Below are 25,138 nucleotides of genomic sequence, written 5' to 3'. Positions count from 1 at the left end.
TTTAATCAATTTATAATAAAATAGTTGCTTAAGTCAAGTGTATGAAAAGAAAGTGAAAATGTTAATGATTGATTATATTTTACAAATAAAGAAAAACAAATTCAATCATCCCGGAAAATTCATCCAGTAAGCAGGAAAGGCGAATGAAGGGGGAGTATATAATCTAAAAATAGCAATCTCTTCAAAGTGTTTCACTTCGTGCGCCCTTGTCTGTTTCCGCGTCATTTAAAAACGAGGAAGAAAGGATGAAACATGAGATGGTTCAATCATTTCCCCCGATCAGCCCGAAAGTTCCCCGATTATTGCACGGAGCCGATTACAATCCCGATCAGTGGATCCGATATCCGGACGTTTTAAAAGAGGATATTCGCTTAATGAAGCTGGCCCGCTGCAATGTGATGTCAGTCGGCATTTTTTCCTGGGTTTCCCTTGAGCCTGAAGAAGGCCGGTTTACATTTGACTGGCTGGATCAAGTGCTGGATGTTTTCAAAGACAATGGCATTTATGCATTTTTGGCTACGCCGACAGGCGCCAGGCCGGCCTGGATGTCAAAGAAGTATCCGGAAGTGCTGAGAACGGAGAAAAACAGAGTCCGCAACCTTCACGGAAAACGGCACAATCATTGCTATACGTCTCCTGTCTACCGGCGAAAAACGGCGATCATCAATGGCAAGCTTTCCGAACGGTACGCAGATCATCCTGCTGTGATCGGCTGGCACATCTCCAATGAGTACGGAGGAGAGTGCCATTGCGAGTTATGTCAGGAAAGTTTCAGAGAATGGCTTTTGGCGAAATACAAAACGCTTGATCAGCTGAATCACGCATGGTGGACGGCGTTTTGGAGCCATACTTACACAGACTGGGGGCAGATTGAATCACCGGCTCCGCACGGCGAGGATGCCGTACATGGCCTGAACCTGGATTGGAAGCGCTTTGTGACAGACCGGACGGTTGATTTTTGCCGGCATGAAATCGCCCATGTCCGCTCCTTTAACCCTGATCTGCCTGTCACGACGAATTTTATGGGGACGTATGCAGGCTTGAATTATTGGAAATTCGCCGACTTGCTCGATGTCATCTCATGGGATTCCTATCCGGCGTGGCACAACAATTGGCAGGAAGACGCCAAGCTTGGCGCCGATATCGGCTTTGTGCATGATATCAACAGGTCTTTAAAGGGCGGTCGGCCGTTCATGCTGATGGAAAGCACGCCGAGTATGACGAACTGGCAGGATGTCAGCAAATTGAAGCGTCCCGGAATGCATGAGTTGTCGTCATTGCAGGCGGTCGCGCACGGATCGGACACCGTTCAATACTTTCAATGGAGGAAAAGCCGCGGATCAAGCGAAAAGCTCCATGGCGCCGTCGTCGATCATGAAGGAACTGAGCATACGCGCGTTTTTCAGGATGTGAAAAAACTCGGCGACAAGCTCGCCAAACTCGATGAAATCTCAGGAACGACAGTGGAACCGGAGACCGCAATCATTTTCGATTGGGAAAACCGCTGGGCATTGGAGGATGCACAAGGGCCGCGCAATATCGGTCTTCATTATGAACGGACGGTTAAAGCATTTTATGAACCGTTTTGGCAGAAGGGTGTTCCGGTCGATGTGATTCATATGGAGGCGGACTTATCCCGCTATAAGCTGGTGATCGCGCCGATGCTTTACATGCTGAAAGAAGGCGTGGCTGAAAAAATCGAACGGTTTGTGGAAAACGGCGGTACGATTGTCGTGACATATTGGTCAGGCATTGTAGATGAGCATGATCTCGCGTTTCTCGGGGGTTTTCCGGGGGGCTTGAGAAAAACGCTCGGCATCAGGTCTGAAGAAATCGATGCGCTTTACGATGGACAGACGAATCAAATGGTTATGGCGGAAGACAACCGGCTCGGTCTTAGCGGGTGTTATGAAGCCGCTGAGCTTTGCGATTTGATCCATTTGGAAGGAGCTGAAGCGCTCGCTCATTATGCAGAGGATTTTTATGCGGACCGTCCGGCGCTGACCGTCAACTTGTTCGGAGCGGGAAAAGCTTATTATATCGCTTCACGGAATGAAACAGCTTTCCAAGAGGCTTTTTTGTCAAAGCTGATCGAAGATACAAAAGTTGCCAAAGTGCTCGATACAGAGCTGCCAAAAGGCGTGACAGCCCAGCTGCGCACAGACGGCGGGCATGACTACATTTTCCTTCTGAATTTCACGGCACAGCAGCAAAGTGTCGCTCTCCCGGAAGAAACATTTACAGATGTATTGAAAGGAACGAGAAAGAAAGGAGTCCTCAAACTGCCTTCATACGGCACCGCTATTTTAAAACGAAGCCGGCAGGATTGACGCCGGCTTCTTCATGCTCATTTCTGCACCCGGCTCCGCGTTGTGCAGTATGCGGCAAGCAGCAAGAAGACGATGGCCAGCGCGAAAGCCGGCACGCCTTGATGAAAGACATACAAGAACAGCAAATTTGATAACACGGCCAATAGAATAAAAAGAACAGCGCAGAAAGGTAAACGCAAAGTCATCCCCCCATTTCCCCCTCATGTTAACATGTGAGGGGAAATGGGGGGAAGGGTTCTAAGCAGGAACCTCCCACACGCGGGACTTAGTCTTTATTTGGCGCGGTTTTTCAGGTTGCGCGGATCGACCTGATTTTCTTTGTGGGGGACCGCGTCTAATGGTGCAGCGATTTTTTCCCAAGAGACGATTTTGAAGTTTTGATTGACAGCTTCTCCATTTTCGATATTTTCTCCGTCCTGTGCGATAAAGATGCCATAAGGGTATTTTTTGCCGAGGCCGAAGCCGAGGACATCGATTCCATCTGTATCGCTTGTCCCGTCAATTTTTTTGCCGTCGCCAATCGAAAAGGCCCCGACATACTTGTTATGCCCCGCACGGTCATAGATGGCGTACCGGTTATCACCCTGGCTTGAAGCGATCAAATAGCCTTTTCCGTCCGCGCCGTAATAAATGGTCAGCCCTTCAATATCAGCGGTTAAATGGTTTCCGTCGGCGCGATCGACCACTTTCCCGTTTTCACCGCCGTTCGGTTCGGCGCTGAATTTCCATATAGCTACATTTTCCTCGGCGATGTACATGGTGCCGTATTCATCATCGGCCACAAGTCCTTCCGATTGCGAATTCATTTGAAAGGCGCGTACCTTTTTGCCCTCGACTTGACCTTTGCCGTTGTCAATCAGCTCGTACTGTTCAAATTCACCGGTTTTCCCCGTCACCATCGCGTAAAATTTCCCGGTTTTTTGGCTGTGGTATAAGCTGAACCCATAGACTTCATCAATGGATGTTTGAATCGGTTTTTTCGGATTGACGATTGATTTCAGCTCGCCTTGCTTTCCGTTAAACGAGTAAATTTCAACCGTGTTTTTGCCGTCCGACCTGTTGGAAGCGCCGACAATATCCACTTTTTTGCCCCCGAGCGGAAAATTGTAGCGAAGATCGACATTATTCAATTTTCCAAACGCAAAGGATGAAATCTGTTTTCCATCCAGGTCGTAAACAATTAATCCAGACTTTTTATTCGTTGTGATGAGTTTGCTGTTTTCAGGGTGTTTCGCATCAACCCAGATGGCGGGATCGTCTGCGGCGTCATCGGCGGTTTCCACCGGCTCCGTCTCGCAATCGGCCGTCACTGTAAACTCATGATGCCAGGCTGCCTCTGCCTTTTGCAGGCTGAGGTATGAAGGGGTCAATAAAGCTGCTGTGAGCGCTGATGCTGTAAGTGTCTTGTAAAAATTCATACTATTACCTCCTTTTTGATATGTTCGATAATAGCAAATTTATACAAATAGCAGATTGAGAAATTGTGAATTTTTCATTAAGTGCTAAAAAACGAATCGATGGGATCAAGCAGAACCGTCTATGAAATTTGCAGCAATGGCGCGTTTCAAAAAATGATTCAGAAAGCCCGGCCTTTTTTCAAGAGGCCGGGCCGTACATGTTCAGTGTGTCTTCTCGGATGTGACAGGGATGTATATATCAAATTCAGGTTCATTTAAATCTTGATTCATCGGGTAAAATTCCATGTGTGTGAAAGCTTCTGTGTTTACTTCATAGCCCTGATCTCTCACCCATTGATAGGCTTTTTGATAGGTTGCTTCTGGAAGCTCGTGTCGGGGATGCCAAGTATGTGCGTATGTCTGAGGAGGGACTTGAAAGCTGATCATTCCTTCCGGAAGGGTGTCAGCCCGCCCATCCGTTTCCATTAAGATATAGAAAGTGAATCCTTCTCCGCCTTGATGGTTTGAAATGGCCCACATCCCCCTGTCCTCCCGAATGCCGCTTATTTCTCCGTAACGGTTCCTCAAGCGCCGGATGATGCCGTGCAGCTTTTTCGCGCGGGCTTCTTTAAATGTAACGGTTTGTGTAAAGCCGACACCGGTAAATCCGCATTTTTCTATTTTTTTGATGTCCAAGCCAGATCCTCCCATTCTTTAAAATATCATTCAATTATTCTCTAAACAAAAAGCGAATCCTTCAAATAGACAATAAAAAGCAGCCTGCCGCAATGACAGGCTGCTAGATTGTTTATTTTACACCCTTCATAAACTGCTGAATTTTCGGTGAAAGCATAAAGAGAAGGACGCCTAATAGAATCGCTATGCCGCCTATGATGCCGAAGTAGGCGATTTCCGTATCTTCGCTGTAAAATCTGACGACCTGAGCGTTGATGGCCTGTGCGGAGGCGTTTGACAGGAACCATAAGCTCATCGTCTGCGCCGAGAAAGCCGCCGGTGCAAGCTTTGTCGTTGCTGACAGACCGACTGGCGAGAGACACAATTCTCCAAGCACGACAATCAGAAAGCTGAGCACAAGCCACATAGGATTTGCCAGTGTTTCAGTGCCGTTGATGTAGGCAGGGAAAATCATGACGATGAATGACAAGCCCGCGAACACGAGGCCGAGAGCGAATTTCGTCGGTGTTGCCGGCTGCCGTTTTCCAAGCCGCATCCAGATCCAGGCGAAAACAGGCGCCAGTGCGACGATGAACAATGGATTCAACGACTGGAACCAGGATGAATGCAATTGAATCCCTAAAAATTCTAAATGAGTGCGTTTATCCGCGTAAGTAGCCAAAATATTTGAACCCTGTTCCTGAATCGCCCAGAACATCATGGACGCGATAAAGAGCGGAATATAGGCGACTAGACGTGAACGTTCATCAATTGTCGTTTTGGAGCTCTTATACATCACAATGAAATAAATGAGCGGTATCAAAATACCCAAAACGCTGACGATCATAGTAAATAATTTGATTGTCATAACGCCGGTCATGATTAAATAGCCAAAGACCACAGCGATAATCAGTGCGCCTATTCCGATGCCCCCGAACACTTTTTTCCTTTCGGCAGGTGTCAGCGGATTCGGTACTGTTCGTCCCGCAGGTCCGAGGCTTTTCTTTCTCGTCGCGATGTAAGTGACGAGTCCGAGAAACATTCCGATGGCAGCAAGGCTGAATCCAAGGTGGTAGTTATAGGTTTGGCCGACGGTTCCGACAATGATCGGTGCGAGGAATCCGCCAAGGTTGATGCCCATGTAGAAAATACTGAAACCGGAATCGCGACGTGTATCCTCAGGGCTGTACAGGTCGCCGACAACGCTTGAAACGTTTGGCTTCAAAAGGCCCGTTCCGATAATGATCAGGAACATGCTGATGAAGAAAGCTGTAACACTTCCCGGGAAAGACAAAAGAATGTGACCAAACATGATCAATACACCGCCATAAAATACGGTGTTTGCCGTTCCAAGGAGCCTGTCCGCTATCCAGCCGCCGATAATTCCCGACATATAGACGAGGGAGCCGTATACGGCCATGATTGAGTTGGCTGTCGTCTCACTAAAGCCGAGACCGCCTTTCGTCACTTCGGTATACAAGTAATAGATAAGGATGGCTCTCATTCCGTAGTATGAGAAGCGCTCCCAAAATTCGGTGAAAAATAGAGTGAAGAGACCGCGGGGATGTCCAAAAAACCCCTTTTGCGGAATGTTTTGAAAAATTTCTTTTTGATGATTTGACATTCGCAATACTCCTTCTTTTCTGAGCTTATAAAAATCATATTCTTATATAATGTTCGTGTCAATACACCTTCGAATGATTTGTCATTCAGTAGATGGCGAGACATGCTTTAGAAGCGCTTTATACCAAGTCTTAAAAAAGTTTTCCAAGAAAGTCTATATTAAAAGATTTTTTAATAAAATTTTATCTATTTTTGTACAAGCAAATTTGCTCAATTTGCATATACATGTTAAGAAAAGGTTTTCAGGAAGGAGGTAAAAGCAGCGTGCTGCAGCAGCAACCCGAAGAGATGTGGATGACTGTTGTCGATGTGACCAAATTTGGAGCGGTCGGCGACGGTCAAACGGATTGTACAGAGGAAATCAATGAATGCTTAAGGTGGACAAAGTCTATGGGCTACAGCACTGTCTGGATCCCAAATGGCACGTATTTGATCGACGGGACGCTCAATGGGGATCAGGCGTTTCCGTTTCGGAATGCAGGAATCAATGTTCCAAGCGATATCACGATTCTAATGGATGCTGAAGCCGTTATCAAAGTCAAACCTAACCGTTCATGGGGGTACTCTGCTTTTTATATAGGCGGAAGATCCAATATTAAAATTTCCGGGGGCAACATCATAGGGGACAGAGATGAACACACGTATACCCCGTCACCGAGGCCGACCCATGAATGGGGCTTTGGCATTTGTATCGAAGGGTCTAAAAATGTGCTGGTCGAACATGTAAGAATCGCCGATTTCACAGGCGACGGCTTGATTATCAGCTCCGGCGGCCAGAACTATCAACCTTCCGAGCATATCAAGGTCATCGATTGTGACATCAGGCGTTCGCGAAGAAATAACATCTCGATCACAGGCTGTGATTTTGTCCTTGTCGAGAGATGCAGGATCGAGGATGCCGGAACAGGCAATGGGACAGCTCCGCGCTTTGGCATCGATATCGAAGGGTACAGTGAAGGAGACATCGTGTATGAAGAACCCGTCAATGTGACGATACGAAACAATTCTTTTAAAGGCAATGTCAAAAGCGCGGTCTCCAATTACAATGGAACATCCGTTTTAATCGAAGGCAACTTTGCCGACGGAACGATATCTTATGGCTATGGGACCCGGACGACGATCGCAAACAATGTGATCAAGAAAAATGCTGAAAACAGAGAGCAGACAACAGGAATTGCCGGTTTGGGGACCGGGGTTTTGGAAGAAAGAAGTGACGCGGTGATCACAGGTAACTTGATTTCCGGGTTCTCGACAGGTATGGACCTTCGCGGAAAAAGCATTCTCGTCACAGGAAACAAGATTCAAGGCTTTGAAAACACCGGAATCCTTGCTTATCAAGCCTCGGATACTTTTATTGAAGGTAATGATATTGAAAACGGCATCGGGGAAACAAAGAACGGCACTGCTTTTGGCATCACACAGTCAGACAATATCATCTTTTCCAACAATAAGATCCATCATGTCATGCTGGCGGTGAGAAGCACAGGCACTGATGTCGAGATCAAAGACAACGTCATCAGGCAGTTTTCCAGAGGCATCTGGGTGTCACAGGGAAACGCGGTCATCGAAAATAATTCTATTTCCCCGGCGGGGTTTCAAATCGCCCCCGAATCATATGCCATTTCCGTTACAAACACGGCCTCTGTCACCATTCGGCATAACACCATCTCCCGTTTTAAAAACTTCCCGATCTACTGTACGACAAATCAGAAAACGAAAATCATCAGCAATATCATTGAAGATTCACCGCTCATCGTGACGGTGTTCCTTTCCGCAGGCTCCCATGAAATAACAGGCAACTCGATTACGCTCGCCAGACCGTCGGGACCGGCGATGGTCCTCTATCTCAGCCAGTCGCAAGGCTCCTCTATCATAGATAACACCATCCAGAGTCAAACGGCCGGCAGGATCACAGCCATCCAAACCGATACTTCAAGAAATTCGCTGATCGCTGGGAACACGATCATCAATGGGATGATCCATTCCCATCCGACCGATACGGTCAGCGGCAATATCGAGGTATGACAACATAAGCTCCCTGTTGTCGGGGAGCTTATTTTTTAGGTTGTTTTTTTCTCTTGCTCATCGCATTATCGATCGCCTCCGCTAAAACAACCAATATATAAAAGAGGATGACGACCCATTCGCCCACTTCCAATATGGCAAACGTCAGATTATTGTGCAGGGCTTCAGGCAGATTCATTCCCTGCCATATGTCAAGCAAGACGGAAAAAGTCATCAGACAGAAGAACAGCAAAATCGTTATACCGATGAGTTTCACTTTCGACCACGCTCCGTTCTCCGTTATGTTTTCTGTTTTCATAAAGCGTTATTCGCAGGGAATAGTATAAATGTACTTTTGTCAAGGAAACATATGAAAAACAAAAAAGGGGATTCTGACAGCCATGCCATTCTTTTTTAAAGGTCGTCCCAAAACAGAAAAAAAACGAGAATCTCTGATGAGCGATGATAAAACGCCGGAAAGCAGCCATGTCCATGGCTTGGTTCGGTTTTCACTTGCCGAAAATCTCGATGTTATCAAAGAAATCACCGGAAACAGCGCGGATGTCGTCACCCGCAAGGTGAAAACAGGCGTCGATGGAGAAATAGAAGTAGCCGTGGTGTATATCGGCGGCATTACCGATGAGAAAGCGATACACGATTTTTTGCTTGAATCGATCCTGAATGCCGCGGAGCTGAAGGAGAAGGAGAGCGGCTTTGAGGTTCTTGAGGTGATTGCCGGGGACGCCGTCGCACTTGGCGGGGTGAAGCGGGAGAAACAGCTCGATCACATTCTGAATTCGCTGATGGCCGGAAGCACGGTCATTTTTGCTGAAGGGACGCAGAGCGCGGTCGTCACCAGCACAAAAGGCGGGGAAAAGCGCTCCATCAAAGAACCGGAAAACCAGCAGGCGTTTCGCGGGCCGCGCGAAGGTTTTATTGAATCGCTTGATACGAATATCGCAATGGTTCGGAAAATCATCAAAAACCCCAATCTTTGGGTCGAAAAAGTGAACATGGGCAGCGTCACCAAAACGGATGTCGCAATCATGTACATCAATGGAATCTGCAATAAAAAAACGGTCAAAGAAGTGAAAAAGAGACTCGCGGGAATCGAGATGGACAGCATTCTCGAATCAGGCTATATCGAACAGTTTATAGAGGATGTCTCCTTCACGACTTTTCCGACGGTTTATCACACTGAAAGACCGGATATGGTGGCGGGAAACCTGCTTGAAGGAAGAATCGCGATTCTTGTTGACGGAACACCGTTTGTCCTGCTTGTTCCGGCTGTTTTTATTCAATTTTTTCAATCTGTTGAAGACTATTACTCCCGATTTGATATCGCGACATTTATCCGTTTTTTGCGCGTTCTCATCTTTTTTATATCATTGATCGCTCCCGCCGTATATGTCGGTGCGACGACGTTTCACCAGGAAATGATTCCGACACAGCTTCTCGTCGTCATTGCCGCACAGCGTGAAAATGTTCCTTTTCCGGCTGTGGTGGAAGCTTTGATCATGGAAGTATCATTTGAAATTTTGCGTGAAGCGGGCATCCGCCTTCCGAAAGCGATCGGCTCTGCGGTCTCGATTGTGGGCGCCATCGTCATTGGCCAGGCGTCGGTTCAAGCGGGGATCGTGTCTCCGGCGATGGTTATCATCGTCGCCATCACCGCAATATCAAGTTTTGCGACACCATCCTTTGCGATGGCCATCTCCGCCAGGCTGATTCGTTTTTTCTTCATATTGGCCGCGTCGACGACAGGCTTTTTCGGGATTATTTTAGGGCTGATCGTCATGTTTGTCCATTTATGCAGCATTCGCTCCTTCGGTGTTCCATATATGACGCCTTTTGCGCCGTTTGTCTCCAAAAATTGGGGAGATTCTATTGTCCGCGCCCCTTGGTGGACGCATGAGGAAAGGCCTGATTTGATCGGCAATGATAATAAGCTCCGCCAAGGAAAAGATCAGAAGCCCAATGCACCGGATTCAAGCGAAATGAAGATAAAGCAAAAAGAAGGTGACCAAAATGAAACGTAGGCTGGCCATCTTGTTCATGCTTGCTGCCGTTTCCCTTTTTTTGACGGGCTGCTGGGATAAACGGGAATTGACCGACTTGTCGCTCGTTTCAGCTATCGGTATTGACAAGGGTGAAAAATCGAAATATGTGATGAGCTTTCAGATCGTCAATCCCAATAGCGCCGCCGGCGGACTGCAGGGTGGACAAGGGGGAGACAGGCCGCCCGTATCAAACTATTCGGTCGCCGGGAACAACCTGACGGAAATGAGCCGCCATGCTTCGACGAAAATTTCCAGGGAGCTCTATTATTCCCATACAAACCTTGTTGTCGTCGATGAAGCACTCGCTAAAGATGAAGGGATCATTAAAATACTTGACGTTCTTGACCGTGACACCGATTTTCGCGCAACAGCGACGATTATCATTTCACACGGAAAAAAAGCGAGAGATTTAATCAAGGCGCTGACACCGATCGATAAAATTCCCTCAAACAAAGTGAACAAAACATTGCAATTCACGGAACAGGATCTTGGAGAGCATATGAAGACAAGCGTTCAAGATGTGATCAAATGTTTAACCTCTCAAGCGAGGCATCCGGTCATTCCGTCATTCAAACTGGTGGGCAGCACACAGAAAGCCGAAAAGATGGAAAATGTTCAGTCCACCGCCCCGTCAGCAACGGTTGAAGCCGACGGCTTAGCGGTGATCAAAGAGGGAAAGCTCGTTGATTACCTTAATGGTAAAACCGCAAGAGGCGTTCTGTGGATTCGGAACAAAATAAAACGGACCTATATTACGCTTTCATTAGACAATGAAGAGCAGTCTGTCACTTACGATGTCATTCGCCAGAAGACCAATGTCTCGGCAAGGCTGAAAAACAACCGGCCGGCCATTTCCGTTCATGTAGAAGTGGAGGGGGATATTGGCGAAGTCGGCGTTCCCATCAGCCTGGAAGATCCGAATGTCCTTGATCGAATTGAGAAGCGGACAGCCAAAAAAATAAAAAAGGAACTGCAGCACACGATCGATATCGTCAAACAGCATAAAACTGATGTTCTTCAATTCGGTGATGTCGTCTATCGATCATATCCGGCGCTTTGGAATAAAATCGAGCCCGAGTGGAGCAACCGCTATTTTCCTGATTTGGATGTCGATATTACGGTAAATGCTTATGTGCGCAGAACGGGATTAAGAAGCGACCCGAACATATTGAATCATAGGGAAGGCCGTTCATGACGAAAAAAGGAGGGGATTTTAGATGGAAAAAGCAAAAATCAGTGCGAGCCAGCTGTTTGTGCTGATTATTCTGTTTGAACTCAGCAGTTCCCTGCTGATATTCCCCGGCCAGTCTGCAGAGCAGGACGCATGGCTGGCGATTCTGTTTGGAACAGTCGGCGGCCTTGCTCTGTTTTTAATGCATCATTATTTTTATCAGGTCAATCCGGATATGACTCCTTATGATACAGTGATGCAGATGTTTGGAAAGCCGATCGGCTGGACCATTTCATTTCTTTACATTATTTACTACAGCTACATTGCAGCGCGCGTGTTGCGCGATTTTGGCGAAATGCTGCTTACTTCAGCCTATCCGAACACGCCGATCGTTTTTGCAAACGGACTCTTGATTGCGGTTTGCATTTATACCGTCAGAAAGGGGATCGAAGTATTAGCGAGAGCCGGTGAACTGCTGTTTGGCATCATGTTTGTGATCGCGGTCGCAGGCTTTCTTCTGATCGTTTTTTCCGGTTTGATCGATCCGCGCCAGCTGCTGCCCATCCTTGGAGACGGTATCAAACCAATGTTGAATGCCGCGCTGACGGAAACCTTGTATTTTCCGTTTGGAGAGATCATCGTTTTTACGCTCATCATGCCGTACATCAGCGAGCCGAAAAAAGTCAAAAAAGCCGGTTTGTGGGCGATCGCGATCAGCGGAGCTGTTTTGTCCCTCAATGTGGCCATGAACATCAGCGTGCTCGGCGTCGATCTGAATATGCGCTCCCGCTTTCCGCTGCTCAGCACGATCCAAACGATTCAAGTGGCTGAGTTTTTGGATCGGCTTGATGTCATTTTTATGCTTGTTCTCGTCATTGGCGGCTTCTTTAAAATGAGCGTTTTCATGTATGCCGTCACTGAAGGAATCTCCATCTTATTCAAAGTGAAGCATTCGTCAAAAGTCGTTCACGCCGTCGGGATTGTGATATTAATTTTGTCGGTCTCCATAGCCAGCAACATTTCTGAGCATGTCAAAGAAGGAATTCAATTTGTGCCATTATACATACACTTGCCGATGCAAGTGATATTTCCGGCTTTCATGTGCCTTTTTGTGTATTTTAAAACAAGAAAGCGAAAAAAAGTGTAAAGTTGATGTTGACCTCAACCTTAGGTCACCCCTTAAGATTACATACCGAGGTGAAGTTTACATGCTTTATACGGTAAAAGAGGTTGCAAGATTGGCCAATATCACGATCAAAACGCTGTATCATTATCATAAAATAGGTCTTTTGTGTCCGACTAAGGTAACGGAAGCCGGCTACCGCCTGTATGGAATCAAAGAGCTCGAACGGCTGCAGCAGATCCTGTTTTATCGCGAGCTGGAATTTCCCCTCAAAAAAATTCAACAAATCTTAGACGGTGAAGCTGATCGATTGACACTTTTACGGGAGCAAAAAAAGCTTTTCCTCTCCAAAATGAAGAGGATGGAACAGCTTTTGGAGACGCTTGAGCAATCGATCAGGCACGCCGGGAAAGGAGAAATGATGGATCAGGAAGCGATGTTTAAAGGTTTTTCCAGCAGTGAAGAATGGGAGGAAGCGCTCGATGAGCAGAGGCAGTATTTGCAAGAGATGTATGATGTGGATATTCTGAAAGGTGAGCCGATCAAAGCGGAAGAGATGAACGAAAAAGCCGAGGAAGCCAGCCGTTTCATGAGCGGGATGGCTGAGGCGCTAAAGAACGGTTTAAAACACGACCATGAACAAGTGCAGGCTTCGATTAAACAGCACATCGGTTTTTTAGGTATCACGGCGCAAGACTTTCAGGCGCAGACCCGTTTCTTTATAGAAGACGATTTTCACCGCGGTGTGCTTGAAAGCCAGCAGACAGGACTGTCCTATTATATGATGGCGGCGGCAGAAGCGTTTGCCGTCTAAAAAAAGCGGTGTCCCGTATGAGGCGGGGTTCTCATCTGATCTTGATGTTGCAAACAGATTCTTAAATTCCTGCTGAGGGGCATATTTCATTCCCTCTCAGGGTAGATACCCACTATTCTTGTTGCTACAATGAAACTAAATCATAATGTATAATCAATATACAATCAGTATACACTTCTATTCTCAAACACAGATCGAGCAGACATGAATATAATTTATTCTGAAGAGTATATTGTAAATACAAAAAGATCGAAGATGCTCGCTACATCTCCGATCGGCAATAGAATAGCTCCTGTAAGGGAGTCGGCTTTTGTCCAATCAAGGGTAGGAACGCCTAGATGTCGGAGTCTGGGGCGTTCTTACTTTTTTTTTCGAGAAACGATGGGCAAGCGACAGAATCCCTACAATCAAGATTCATCATTAACTGAATTGCGCTTTCCACATCCATGTTCTCACCTCCCTCTTGCTAAACTGGAGGTGAGCCGAACACCCCTGCAAGAAGCCGATCTATTTCTATATTTAACTTTAAAGGAAGCTGCAAATAAATAAAAGACCCTCCTCTTTTTTCATGTAGTGTCCCTGAATCCTCCTTTTGGTAGCTGTGTGTTAGTGTCAGTATCATTACAATCAATGTCCCGAACAACGGAATTAATTGAAATGCAGTCCCTTCCTCTCAAAATAAATTTCGTGATCTCACCTCCTTTTTTTCAAAACAAAGTTTTTTGAAATTAAGTGTAAAAATTTTTTACTTCTATCGAGTCTCATTAAGATATATGAGCAGAGTGTGACATTTTAAAATAAAGACCGCCATCCTTTTTTAAGGTGGGGGCCTATCAGTTAAGGTTCATTTATTAAGATTTCATCGCATTCTATGCATTTTACCGCGATTTCCTTTTTAGAAGTGTTTAAACTTTCCAGGCTTTTTCTCTTCTTGCTGCTTTCCAGCCTCGTCGTGAAATCCTTTTTGCGCAATGCCGTGCTGGTGTTTTCATGTAAGATCACTCCTGAATTTAAAAACCCGAACAAAACAGCTGCCAGGCCCAATTAAGATAAAACCAAAATGAAAAATGTTGGCCGTTTTTCAGGTCCTCGCTTAAGAAGCGGAAAGGCGGCAGTTGTTTTTTTGAATGCTATTTCCGGGCCGTTTTCATTAATCGTCGTCATCAAGATCCAAGAAGCGGCGTTCTCAAGGCATGAGGACGCCGCCGTTTCAACGAGGTGTGTAAAACGGGTATGTGCGGTCAAAGCCTGCGAAGCTTTTAGCCGGCCGTTTGTCTATGCTTGATCGTAAAGCTGCCTCTTGAAAGCCTGATGTTGACGTCAGATACTTTTGCGATTTGTTCGTCATGGGTCACCATGATGACGCATTTGTTTTCTTGATGGGCCAGGTTTTGAAAGAGGCGGACGATGTCTTTCGATGTATCTTCATCCAGGTTGCCCGTCGGTTCATCGGCGACGATCAGATCGGCGTCACAGCAGAATGCACGGACGATGGAAACCCGTTGCTGCTGTCCGCCGCTCAGCGTCAGCACCTTTTGCCGCGCTTTCTCTTCGCTGATGCCGACTTTCTCCAGCATCTCCAAAGCGTACTGCTCCGTGTTTTTGATTTTTGAGCGCGTAATCTCCATGGCTGACGTAATATTTTGCAGGGCCGTCATGTATGGCAAAAGATTATAGGACTGAAAAACGATTGATACATATTGATTGCGAAAATTGGTTAATCCGATCTTGGAAATCGTTTTTCCTTTATAAAGAATCTCGCCTTCTTTTGGAACATCAAGCCCTCCGGCAAGAGATAAAAAGGTGGTTTTGCCGGAACCGGAAGTTCCGACAATCGTGTAAAACCGGCCTTGCTTAAATTCGATATTGACGTCTTCGAACAGAGATTGTTCTTGATCTTTGTACCAGTAGCAAACATCTTTAAATTCTAAAATATTGCTCATGTTTTTCCCTTCTTTCTATTCTTGTTTTGTTAAAATCGTTTTCGGATGGAGTCGTAAAACAGAGATCGACGGCAGCAATGTTGCAAGTACAGCGATTAACAGGCCGATGCCGCCCAGCGCCATCATATCGCTGAGTGATACGTGAATATTCAGCTGGTCAATCGCTTCGACTTGTGCGGAGCTTTGTCCAAAGAATCCGCCGTCAGGCATACCGCCGCCTGCCATTTCGCCCGCGGACTGGCTGTCTGATTGCTCAAGCTGCTGGGACAGGAGCTGATTGCCGATTTGACCTGCAATAAAATTGCCGGTTAATGCGGAAATGCCGATGGCCAGGACTGCGATCATCAAAATTTCGGTCAAAAATTGCCCGATCAGTTTCCAGCGCTTCTCACCGATCGCCATCAAGACGCCCATTTCGTATTTTCTTTCCCTGATCGACATCATCACGATCAGCCCGAGGATCACCGCTCCGGCAATCGTGACGAGATAGACGACATTTTTGGAGAAGGAGGCCACATTTTCGATCGGACCGACCATCTGCTGGTACAATTGATCATTTGCATCCAATGTGAATGTATCTAAATCGATGCCGGTTTTCTTGGCCGCCGCGATGAACGCGTCGATGTTGGAAGCATCGTCCATGTTGTATACGGCTTCGTCAATCGTGTTTTTATAATCGTCTCCTTTTAAGGTTGACGCAACTGTAGACGGTGTATAGATTTTGTTGTACGGGTTTAAAAAGGCGAAGTTTTGCGCCTGGTTATCTCCTGAAGACGTCGTTTTGTAAATACCTACAACCTTCAATGTGATTGTTGTGTCTTCATCTGTGCTTGCTTTGACTTTGATCGTGTCACCGACTTCCAAATCATTTTCATCTGCGAGCGTTTCTTCAATCACGGCGACCTTTTGCTTCACATCATCTTCTGTCAAAGCGCGTCCCTTCGTGATTTTTGAAGTGCCGTCGGAGAATTCGTCAACCAGTGCCGTGCTTGTGACACCTTCGATCGATACGTCCGCCTGCATCATCTGACGTCCGCCTTGTTCATTGCCGCCAGGTCCGGCAGACTGCTGGCTGTCAGTATTAGATGAATCGGAATCCTCATCACCGCTTTCAATCGGATCGAAATTGTCCGCTAAAGCAGATGTTGAGGAGATAAAATTATAGCTTTTGACATGGTCAAGCTTTGCCAGTGTTTCAGCTGATTTGACGGAAACAGGTGTGGATGCAAACCTTTTACGGGTTCCTGATTCCTGCTGTTCCTTCATCATTTTTTCTCTGTCCACTTGGTAAGTGACACTGCCTCCCAGCTGTTCTCTCGCCAATTCACTCGACTTTGTAGCGGCTGACTGGATCGAAAGTCCCGTCAGCACCAAAACGCAAATCATCGTAAAGACAAACAGTTGCAAAAGGGTTTTCCCTTTCTTCGATTTCATGCTCCAAAAGGCGCGCTTGAAAAAATTCATAGCATTTTATTCCCCCATTTATATGATTGTGGTGATTGTCCATTCGGGGCAGCAGGACTTTTTCCTTACTGCCTGATTTCATATTAGACGCAACTTATGAAAAAATTATGACCAAACTGTTGCCAGTCCTTTAAATGTTCAGGAGAGAATTGAGAATTCAGAGAACGATGTGTAAAATGAATCTAATGTTTGACTAGCGGAGGCCGTTGACAATGAAAATATTAATGATAGAAGATAATTTGAGCGTATGCACGATGACGGAAATGTTTTTTGCGAAAGAAGGCTTTGAGACGGAATTTGTCCATGACGGACTTGAAGGATATAACCGCTTTAAATCGGGCAATTGGGATTTATTGATCATTGATATCATGCTGCCGTCAATGGATGGGGTTACGATTTGCAAAAAGGTCAGGGAAGAAAGCACCGTACCGATCATCATGCTGACGGCTAAGGATACGGAGTCCGATCAGGTGCTCGGTTTTGAACTCGGTGCTGACGATTATGTGACAAAGCCGTTCAGCCCTTTGGCGCTTGTGGCGAGAATCAAAGCGGTGAGCCGCAGATATCAAAACACCGGGCAGCAGGCTCCCGCTGATGATGATATCCTTGAAACCGAGCATTTTAGAATCAATAAAAAGACGAGAGAGGTATTTTTAAACGAAGAGCAAATTAAAAACTTGACCCCGAAAGAGTTTGACTTATTGTATTATCTGGTGCAGAGTCCGAAACAGGTGTTTTCAAGAGAGCAGCTGCTTGAGCAGGTGTGGGGCTACCAGTTCTACGGAGATGAGCGGACGGTTGACGTTCATATTAAAAGGTTGAGGAAAAAGCTTGGCAGCGATTCACGCCCATTTCTGTATACCGTATGGGGAGTGGGGTACAAGTTCGATGAAGATTAAATATCTCTATCAGCTGCTGGCCAGCCATATCAGTATTTTAATATTGGCGTTTCTCATCACAGGAGCGGTATTTTCACACTTTGTCAAAAACTTTGCATACGAAAGCAAGGTTGACGAACTGACGTCCTACGGCTACCGGATCATGGGCGAAATGGAGATGCGGCCGAAAGGGGCGCCGGCCATTATGAAACCTTTTGAAGAAATTTTAAGAAGCAGGAAGATCAGTTTCTTCCTTTTTAATGAAAAAAAAGAAGTTCTGATGACTCCTCAAGACTTGCGGCCGCGAAAATTGCTGCTGAGCGATGAAGAGTGGAAAGAGCTTCAAGACGGGAAGGCCGTTGTCGTCAAAACCGATATGAACCGTTTTAATGAGGAAGTATCGGTCGTGGCGCTGCCCAACATCGTCAACAACGAATTTCAGGGGGGCATTCTTCTGACGGCACCGATCAGCGGGACGGAGGAAATGATCGGCGAAATGAACCGCTTTATGCTTTATACGGCAGCCGGTGTGATCTTAATTGCCTTTCTTTTGAGCTGGCTGACGTCCAAGTTCCATGTCAGCCGCATACAAAAGCTTCGCGATGCGACGAAAAAAGTCGCCGCAGGGGATTATAACATTCATATCGAAAATCGCAATTTGGATGAAATCGGCAGTCTGGGCACCGACTTTAATACGATGGCTCGGAAGCTCAAAAGCTCAAGCGAAGAAATCGACCGGCTGGAAAAACGGAGAAGGCAGTTTATCACAGATGTGTCCCATGAATTAAAGACACCTTTGACGACGATCAGCGGTTTGGTGGAAGGGATGAACAGCCAGACCATACCGGAAGATCAGCAGGAAAAATGTTTGAAGCTGATTACGGAGGAGACGAAAAGGCTGATTCGCCTCGTCAACGAAAATCTGGATTATGAGAAAATCCGCTCCAACCAAATAACATTGGAAAAACTGCATTATCCGCTGATCGAAGTGTTTGAAATCATTAAAGAACAGCTGGCGATCCAGGCGGAAGAAAAACATAATCAGCTGATCCTTGATGTGGAGGATCATGTGATGGTGAATGCCGATTATGACAGGCTCATTCAAATCCTTGTCAACCTGACGAAAAACAGCATTCAATTCACCTCAAACGGAACCGTTTGGCTGAGGGGAAGGGAAGACTACAAAGAAACCGTCATTGAAGTGGAGGATAACGGAATCGGCATCGATCAGAACGATATTGAGAACATTTGGGATCGTTTTTATAAAGCCGATTTATCGCGGACGAACACCCCTTACGGAGAGTATGGACTGGGGCTGTCCATCGTCAGACAGCTTGTCGCGCTTCACAACGGGACCGTCGAAATTGAGAGCGAGAACAACAAAGGAACGAAATTTGTGATCCGTCTCCCTTTGACATCGAGGGATGATGGTTAAGCAGCTTTGACAACGTCAGGCTGCTTTTTTTGCTGAATAAAAAGAACCCCTAAACTGGAACGTTTAAGGGTTGGCAAGCTAAGCTTTGATTTTGAACTTCTGAATGAGATCCTGCAATTCTTCGGCGTTTTGCGCAAGGATCTGGGATGAAGCTGCGATTTCTTCCATTGAAGCGAGCTGCTCCTGTGTTGCCGCACTGACTGTTTGCGTGCTTTCCGCGGCTGTTTCCGCCACTTCTTTCACACCGTTAATCGCGGTTTCGATTTCCTCTGTGCCGGCCGTCAGGTTTTTCACCAGGTCTGTCACACCGTTAATCTGCGCGGCCACTCCTTTAATCGCATTCTCGATTTTATGGAACGCGCCGCCGGCTTCATTGACGACGACAAGTCCTTCTTTGACTTCGCCGGTTGCCGAAACAACCGTATTCATCGTTTGTTTTGTATCATTTTGAATAATCGTGATCAACTTTGTAATCTGTTCTGCGGAGTGTGCGGATTGTTCCGCCAGCTTTCTGACCTCATCAGCGACAACGGCAAACCCTTTACCTTGTTCCCCCGCTCTGGCCGCTTCGATGGCCGCGTTTAATGCGAGCAGATTCGTCTGTTCTGCGATGCTCGTAATGACTTCAGTAATATTCCCGATTTCATTTGAACGGTCTGACAAATGCTTAAATGCTTCTGAGAGTGAGGCAACCGTTTCATTAATGGACTGCATCTGTGAGCTGACTTTTTGCATGACCGCCGTTCCTTCGAGCGACATTTGCGCGGTTTGATCAGCGGTTGCCGCCGCTGTTTCTGCATTGGAAGAAATTCTTCCGGCAAACTCCGTCATTCCTTTAATGATGGTTCTGCTGTTTTCGACACTTTCCGCCTGTTTGTCAGAGCCTGCTGCAAGCTCTTGAATGGTCGAAGAAATATATTCGCTTGCTTTCGTGCTTTCCTCAGCACTCGCGCTTAACTCTTGGGAAGAGGAGGCCACTTGATGAGACGTTTCACCAACCGTTTCAATGATCGAGCGGACGCCCGCCACCATATTGTTGAATGAAGATGTCAATAAGCCCAGTTCATCTTTTGATTGATACGTTCCTTCAACTGTAAAATCACCTTGCTCTGTTTTGGCAAACAATTTTTGAATGTCTCTTATCGGCTTGGCGATCAGCCTTGTGATTAAAAGGCCGATTGTGACAGATAAAATAAGAGCAGCAGCAATCACAGCGATGAGAAGCATGGTAAGCGAACTGGCTTCTTTAGCATCTTGCTGATAAATCGTTTTTGCGTTCTCAGCATTCAGCGTTTGAATCTCTTCAAGCTGTTTAGCGACAGCCTCTCTCTGAGGCTCCATATCTTTCAGGTAGACGTCATACGCCTCCTTGTTTTTGTTATCTATCGCAAGGCTCTGCATCTGCTTGCTGATGTTTTGCAAATCCGTATATTCGCTTTTAAAGCTCTCATACTTTTCCGATAGATTGTCCATTAAATTCAGTTGATTGATTTTTTCCATGATGGACGTGTTTTCTTCGTTTTTTTCATTGATGTTTTTTTGCAAGGTTTCATTTCGGTTTTTGTCTTTCGTTACCATCAATTCAAAGTTGTACGTATCAAGTTCAAGGTTGTTGGCTCTTAGTTTTGCAAATAACTGATTGGGGATTAATTGCTCTTGATAAATCAACTCCGAGCCATTTGAAATTTTGTTCAATCCTCTGATGCCCTGGATGCCGACGATGGCTAAAGCAAGCGCGGAGATGATGATGATAATAAATAGCTTGCTTCTAATCTTGATGTTTTTTAGCAGGTTCATATTTTTTCTCCCGTCGTTTATTTACTATAGATATCGGTCTGTGAAGAGCGGTTGTGAAGAGAACTCATATGAAATTTCCGATATGCAAATAAAGGAACGGGAATATGTTCTCACAACAAAAAAACCCCATAAAAAAAGGGGTTTTTTACACGAGCACTTTCGCGAAGAATTCTTGATATAAGGCGCGGACCGCTTGCTTTTCCTGCGCTTCTTTGACACCGAACATCATGCTGACTTCTGATGAGCCCTGATTGATCATTTCAATATTGACATGTGCGTCAGACAGAGCTTTTGAAGCTCTCGCCGTCGTTCCGACATTATGGCGCATCGCCTCACCGACCACCATGATCAAAGCGATATTGTGTTCGATCGTCACTTCATCGGCGTCCAGTTCTTTCTTGATCCGTCTGGTGACCCGCTCTTCAATCGTTTCATCCATTTGATCCTGCCGCAAAATAATCGTGATGTCATCGATGCCTGAAGGGATGTGCTCATATGTCAGACCGTCGTCTTCAAGGATTTGCAGAACGCGGCGTCCAAATCCGATTTCACGGTTCATCAAATATTTGCTGATGTAAATGCTGCAAAAGCCGCTGTCACTGGCGATTCCGACGACCGGACCGTTGGTGTTGTCCCGCTCAGCTACAACTCTTGTCCCTTCTGCGGCCGGATTGTTCGTATTTTTGATCTGAACCGGGATGCGGGCGCGGAAAGCCGGGATCAGAGCTTCATCATGAAAAACGGAAAAGCCGGCATAAGACAATTCGCGCATTTCCCGATAGGTGAGTTCGCGAATTTCTTTCGGGTTGGAAACGATTGACGGATTGACGGAATAAACGGCATCAACGTCAGTGAAATTTTCATAAAGCTCGGCTTTCAGGCCGTTTGCCAAAATCGAACCTGTAATATCGGAACCGCTTCGCGAGAACGTAATGACTTCGCCTTTCTGGTTGAAACCGAAAAATCCCGGAAAGACAATGATCCCCTTGTGCTCTCTCAGGCGAAACAGGTTGTCATATGATTCGGGCAGCACCTGGGCGTTGCCTGGTTCACTCGTTACAAAAAGGCCGGCGTCTTTTGGACTGACATATTCGGCTTCAATTCCCCGATGCCGGAAGTATGCCGCGACCAATTTGGCGTTGTTATCCTCTCCGCTTGCTTTGATCGCATCTATAAATCGTTCGGGATTTTGCTTATCGCCTTCAAGCAGATGAAGCAGATCCCGGCGGATGCGGCTGACCACGTCACCGCCAAGCCCCAGTTCCATTGCGATGTCGGCATATCGCCCGACAATCGTTTCGACAAGCTCGGGCGCTTCCCCTGATAATAAATACTGCCTGGCGCAGTCAATGAGCAGATCGGTTACTTTCGTATCTTGTGCATGGCGTTTCCCGGGGGCTGATACGACGACAGCTCTTCTCTCGGGATCGGAAGTGACGATTTGAAAAACCTTTTCAAGCTGTGCTCCTGTTGCAAGCGAACTGCCGCCAAATTTAACGACTTTCATTCAAGACATCTCCTAAAGTTTAAATTTTCACAATAAATTTAATTTTTATTATCACGCTTTTTACAAGAAGAATCAAGGTTTTTCTTTTCTAAAAGAACAAATGTGTTTTTCAGAAGGACTTTTTGATTGAATGAGCTGCATCATATTGACTATGTCAGAAAAAGTGATAAGATGATGGATGGGTCTTATTGATAATGATAATCATTTGTGGTTGGCTGAGGGGGTATGTTTTTTGTTTGGCAAGGAGGCTTTTGCAGCATGAAATTACGGTATTTATGGCTACTGCTTATCATTCTTTCTTTCTGTTCTGTTTTCATCGGCGTGAAGCCATTATCGCCTTTTGATCTTTTTCATTTGGATAAGGACGACATTCAAACGCTTTACATAAGCAGGATCCCCCGCATGATCAGCATCGTGCTCGCAGGCATGAGCCTCGCCATCTGCGGGCTGATGATGCAGCAGCTGACACGCAATAAATTTGTTTCACCGACGACGGCCGGAACGATGGATTGGGCGAGACTCGGCGTGATCATTGCCATGATGTTTTTTTCTTCGGCCGGGCTTGTGGTGAAAATGCTGTTTGCCTTCGTGTTCGCACTGATCGGCAGCTTTCTGTTTGTCAACGTTTTGGACAGAATCAAGTTTAAAGACGCCGTGTTCATCCCTCTTGTCGGCTTGATGCTCGGAAGCGTCGTCAGCGCGGTCTCGACGTTTATCGCTTATCAGTATAATCTCATCCAAAATCTCAATGCATGGTTTGAGGGTAATTTCTCACTGATCATGAAAGGGCGGTATGAGCTGTTATATCTGAGTATTCCGCTCGTGATCATCGCCTATCTGTACGCCAACAAATTTACGGTAGCCGGAATGGGTGAGAGCTTTGCCGTCAACTTGGGGCTGAATTACAAGCGAGTGGTCAACATCGGCCTGATCATCGTGTCGGTGATCTCATCCGTCGTTATTTTGACGGTCGGGACGCTTCCGTTTCTCGGTCTGATCATCCCAAACATCGTCTCGATTTACCGCGGGGACCATTTGAAAAACAGCCTTCCTCATACGGCATTGCTCGGCGCCGTATTCGTCCTGTTTTGCGACATATTAGGGCGGCTGATCATTTTTCCGTATGAAATTTCCGTCGGTTTGATGGTCGGCATCATCGGGAGCGGCGTATTTCTTTATTTGCTGTTAAGGAGAAAAGCCTATGCGTGATCAAAAGAAAATGTTGATCCTGATCATCATCGCGGCTGTTTGCATCGGCGTATTTCTGTTTTACGGTCTGCCGTCCGTCTGGGAATATGCCCTGCCGCGAAGAATAGCCAAAGTGCTGGCGATGATCGTCGTCGGGACGGCGATCGCGTATTCTTCGATGATCTTCCAGACGATCACAAACAACAGAATTTTAACGCCGAGCATTCTCGGACTTGATTCGCTTTATGTGCTGCTGCAAACGGCCATTATTTACTTTTTCGGTGCAGCGCGATTGGCCGACCTTGGGAAAAACGGCAACTTTCTATTGTCGACGGCCTTGATGATCTGCTTTTCATTTGTGCTGTTCGTCCTGATGTTCCGCCGCGGAGGCAGGCACATCTTTTTGCTTCTGCTTGTCGGGATCATATTCGGCACTTTATTTAGAAGCTTGTCTTCCTTTATGCAGATGCTGATTGATCCGAACGAATTCCAGGTCGTGCAAAGCAAAATGTTCGCCAGCTTCAACAATTTGAATACGGACATCCTGCTGATCGCTTCGGTGCTGATTGTGGCGGTTCTTCTCTATGCCTGGCGGTTCAACCCGTATTTTGACGTGCTGTCGCTCGGCAGAGACCAAGCCGTTAACCTTGGCATCGACTATGACCGGACGGTGAAAAAAATGCTGGTCGTCATCGCCATGCTTGTATCCGTATCAACAGCGCTCGTCGGGCCGATTACCTTTTTGGGACTTCTCGTCGTCAACGTCGCAAGGGAAGTGTTTAAAACATATAAGCACAGCATCCTGATTCCGGGAGCGGTTTTGTTTTCCATCATCGCGCTTGTCGGCGGCCAGTTCATCGTTGAAAAGCTGTTTGGTTTAACGGCGACTTTGGTTGTGATCATTGATTTTATCGGCGGGATTTATTTTATTTACCTGCTGCTGAAGGAGCGTAAAGGATGATAGAAGTTCAACATGTCAGCAAACAATACGGAGGCCAAACCGTTGTTGAGAGTACATCGCTTTCGATTCAAAAAGGGAACATCACCTCTTTTATCGGGCCGAACGGAGCGGGAAAAAGCACGCTGCTTTCCATGATCAGCCGACTGACCGGCATGGATTCCGGAAAAGTGCTGATCGACGGCAAAGAAATCGGTGCTTACAAAAGCCATGACTTAGCTAAAAAAATCAGCATTTTAAAACAGTCCAACCAAATCAACATCAGGCTGACCGTCAGAGAGCTTGTCAGCTTCGGCAGATTTCCCTATTCACAGGGAAGGCTTTCGCAAGAGGACTGGAGATATGTTGATGAAGCGATCGAATATATGAAACTGAAAGACATCGAACATAAGCATTTGGAAGAGCTGAGCGGCGGCCAGTGCCAGCGGGCTTTTATCGCAATGGTCATCGCGCAGGATACCGATTATATTTTGCTTGATGAACCGCTGAATAACCTTGATATGAAACATTCGGTGGAGATTATGAAACTGTTGAAAAATCTCGTCGAAAAGCTCGGCAAAACGATCGTCATTGTCATTCATGACATCAACTTTGCCTCGGTTTATTCCGACAGGATCGTCGCCCTGAAAAACGGGCGGATCGTCAAAGAGGGGCCTGTGGATGAGATCATTCAAACACCGGTGCTGAAAGACATCTATGACATGGATATCCCGATTGAGCAAATCGGAGACCAAAAAATTTGCGTTTATTTTAAAGGATGAGGTGATTATC

Annotated in this window: 21 protein-coding genes; 12 read left to right on the top strand and 9 right to left on the bottom strand. The window is 46.3% G+C overall.

What is annotated here, in order from left to right; all coding sequences use genetic code 11:
- The first annotated feature begins 257 nt into the window (after window positions 1–257).
- Window positions 258–2,330, top strand: coding sequence for a beta-galactosidase (locus M654_RS21425; protein WP_026585892.1), 2,073 nt, complete (start codon window positions 258–260; stop codon window positions 2,328–2,330).
- A 17-nt stretch (window positions 2,331–2,347) separates the two neighbouring features.
- On the opposite strand, the gene M654_RS23685 is transcribed toward M654_RS21425, so the two are convergent.
- From M654_RS23685 to M654_RS21410, 4 genes are all read right to left on the bottom strand, one after another.
- Window positions 2,348–2,515: a hypothetical protein gene (locus M654_RS23685; RefSeq protein ID WP_179115664.1), complete on the bottom strand. Its 168-nt coding sequence runs from the start codon at window positions 2,513–2,515 to the stop codon at window positions 2,348–2,350.
- An 87-nt stretch (window positions 2,516–2,602) separates the two neighbouring features.
- Window positions 2,603–3,748 (bottom strand): phytase, encoded by a 1,146-nt coding sequence (locus tag M654_RS21420; RefSeq protein ID WP_026585893.1) that lies wholly within the window; start codon window positions 3,746–3,748, stop codon window positions 2,603–2,605.
- A 201-nt stretch (window positions 3,749–3,949) separates the two neighbouring features.
- Window positions 3,950–4,423 (bottom strand): GyrI-like domain-containing protein, encoded by a 474-nt coding sequence (locus tag M654_RS21415; protein WP_026585894.1) that lies wholly within the window; start codon window positions 4,421–4,423, stop codon window positions 3,950–3,952.
- A 112-nt stretch (window positions 4,424–4,535) separates the two neighbouring features.
- Window positions 4,536–6,026, bottom strand: coding sequence for a peptide MFS transporter (locus tag M654_RS21410; protein WP_026585895.1), 1,491 nt, complete (start codon window positions 6,024–6,026; stop codon window positions 4,536–4,538).
- 287 nt (window positions 6,027–6,313) lie between these two features.
- Between M654_RS21410 and M654_RS21405 the strand changes: the two genes are divergently transcribed.
- Window positions 6,314–8,050, top strand: coding sequence for a right-handed parallel beta-helix repeat-containing protein (locus M654_RS21405; protein ID WP_026585896.1), 1,737 nt, complete (start codon window positions 6,314–6,316; stop codon window positions 8,048–8,050).
- 28 nt (window positions 8,051–8,078) lie between these two features.
- On the opposite strand, the gene M654_RS21400 is transcribed toward M654_RS21405, so the two are convergent.
- Window positions 8,079–8,348, bottom strand: coding sequence for a YczF family membrane protein (locus tag M654_RS21400; RefSeq protein WP_236251165.1), 270 nt, complete (start codon window positions 8,346–8,348; stop codon window positions 8,079–8,081).
- A gap of 82 nt (window positions 8,349–8,430) precedes the next feature.
- Between M654_RS21400 and M654_RS21395 the strand changes: the two genes are divergently transcribed.
- The 5 genes from M654_RS21395 (at window position 8,431) to M654_RS21375 (ending at window position 14,482) form a co-directional block, all read left to right on the top strand.
- Entirely contained in the window at window positions 8,431–10,068 is a 1,638-nt protein-coding gene (locus M654_RS21395; protein WP_026585898.1) for a spore germination protein, read from the top strand.
- Complete coding sequence (locus M654_RS21390) at window positions 10,058–11,284, top strand: Ger(x)C family spore germination protein (protein ID WP_026585899.1); 1,227 nt, start codon at window positions 10,058–10,060, stop codon at window positions 11,282–11,284. The genes M654_RS21395 and M654_RS21390 overlap by 11 nt, the downstream gene beginning before the upstream one ends.
- Window positions 11,285–11,306: 22 nt before the next feature.
- Window positions 11,307–12,407 carry a GerAB/ArcD/ProY family transporter gene (locus M654_RS21385; protein WP_026585900.1) on the top strand — a complete coding sequence of 367 codons (1,101 nt, stop codon included), beginning with the start codon at window positions 11,307–11,309 and terminating at the stop codon, window positions 12,405–12,407.
- Between the two features lie 61 nt (window positions 12,408–12,468).
- On the top strand, window positions 12,469–13,197 hold the full coding sequence (locus M654_RS21380; protein WP_026585901.1) for a MerR family transcriptional regulator: 729 nt from the start codon (window positions 12,469–12,471) through the stop codon (window positions 13,195–13,197).
- 1,060 nt (window positions 13,198–14,257) lie between these two features.
- Window positions 14,258–14,482, top strand: coding sequence for a hypothetical protein (locus M654_RS21375; RefSeq protein WP_026585903.1), 225 nt, complete (start codon window positions 14,258–14,260; stop codon window positions 14,480–14,482).
- Here the strand turns inward: M654_RS21375 and M654_RS21370 are convergent.
- Both M654_RS21370 and M654_RS21365 read right to left on the bottom strand, forming a co-directional pair.
- A complete protein-coding gene (locus M654_RS21370; protein ID WP_026585904.1) occupies window positions 14,457–15,140 on the bottom strand; it encodes an ABC transporter ATP-binding protein in 684 nt (227 codons plus the stop codon). The genes M654_RS21375 and M654_RS21370 overlap by 26 nt on opposite strands.
- A gap of 15 nt (window positions 15,141–15,155) precedes the next feature.
- Window positions 15,156–16,604 carry an ABC transporter permease gene (locus M654_RS21365; protein WP_026585905.1) on the bottom strand — a complete coding sequence of 483 codons (1,449 nt, stop codon included), beginning with the start codon at window positions 16,602–16,604 and terminating at the stop codon, window positions 15,156–15,158.
- A gap of 212 nt (window positions 16,605–16,816) precedes the next feature.
- Between M654_RS21365 and M654_RS21360 the strand changes: the two genes are divergently transcribed.
- Both M654_RS21360 and M654_RS21355 read left to right on the top strand, forming a co-directional pair.
- A complete protein-coding gene (locus M654_RS21360) occupies window positions 16,817–17,503 on the top strand; it encodes a response regulator transcription factor (RefSeq protein WP_026585906.1) in 687 nt (228 codons plus the stop codon).
- Complete coding sequence (locus M654_RS21355) at window positions 17,493–18,917, top strand: sensor histidine kinase (RefSeq protein WP_026585907.1); 1,425 nt, start codon at window positions 17,493–17,495, stop codon at window positions 18,915–18,917. Before M654_RS21360 ends, M654_RS21355 begins: the two co-directional genes overlap by 11 nt.
- A gap of 78 nt (window positions 18,918–18,995) precedes the next feature.
- On the opposite strand, the gene M654_RS21350 is transcribed toward M654_RS21355, so the two are convergent.
- Window positions 18,996–20,714, bottom strand: a complete 1,719-nt coding sequence (locus tag M654_RS21350) for a methyl-accepting chemotaxis protein (protein WP_026585908.1) — start codon at window positions 20,712–20,714, stop codon at window positions 18,996–18,998.
- Between the two features lie 145 nt (window positions 20,715–20,859).
- Complete coding sequence (locus M654_RS21345; protein ID WP_026585909.1) at window positions 20,860–22,221, bottom strand: aspartate kinase; 1,362 nt, start codon at window positions 22,219–22,221, stop codon at window positions 20,860–20,862.
- A gap of 258 nt (window positions 22,222–22,479) precedes the next feature.
- Between M654_RS21345 and M654_RS21340 the strand changes: the two genes are divergently transcribed.
- Genes M654_RS21340 through M654_RS21330 form a run of 3 tightly spaced genes read left to right on the top strand, consistent with a single transcriptional unit; the run spans window position 22,480 to window position 25,128 of the window.
- A complete protein-coding gene (locus tag M654_RS21340) occupies window positions 22,480–23,430 on the top strand; it encodes an ABC transporter permease (protein ID WP_026585910.1) in 951 nt (316 codons plus the stop codon).
- Window positions 23,423–24,370 carry an iron chelate uptake ABC transporter family permease subunit gene (locus tag M654_RS21335; RefSeq protein WP_026585911.1) on the top strand — a complete coding sequence of 316 codons (948 nt, stop codon included), beginning with the start codon at window positions 23,423–23,425 and terminating at the stop codon, window positions 24,368–24,370. The genes M654_RS21340 and M654_RS21335 overlap by 8 nt, the downstream gene beginning before the upstream one ends.
- Window positions 24,367–25,128: an iron ABC transporter ATP-binding protein gene (locus tag M654_RS21330; RefSeq protein WP_026585912.1), complete on the top strand. Its 762-nt coding sequence runs from the start codon at window positions 24,367–24,369 to the stop codon at window positions 25,126–25,128. The genes M654_RS21335 and M654_RS21330 overlap by 4 nt, the downstream gene beginning before the upstream one ends.
- The last annotated feature ends 10 nt before the right edge of the window (window positions 25,129–25,138 follow it).

Source organism: Bacillus sp. NSP9.1 (genome assembly GCF_000465465.2).
GTDB classification, from domain to species: Bacteria; Bacillota; Bacilli; order Bacillales; family Bacillaceae; genus Bacillus; species Bacillus sonorensis_A.
This window is presented reverse-complemented; position numbering and strand designations above follow the sequence as displayed.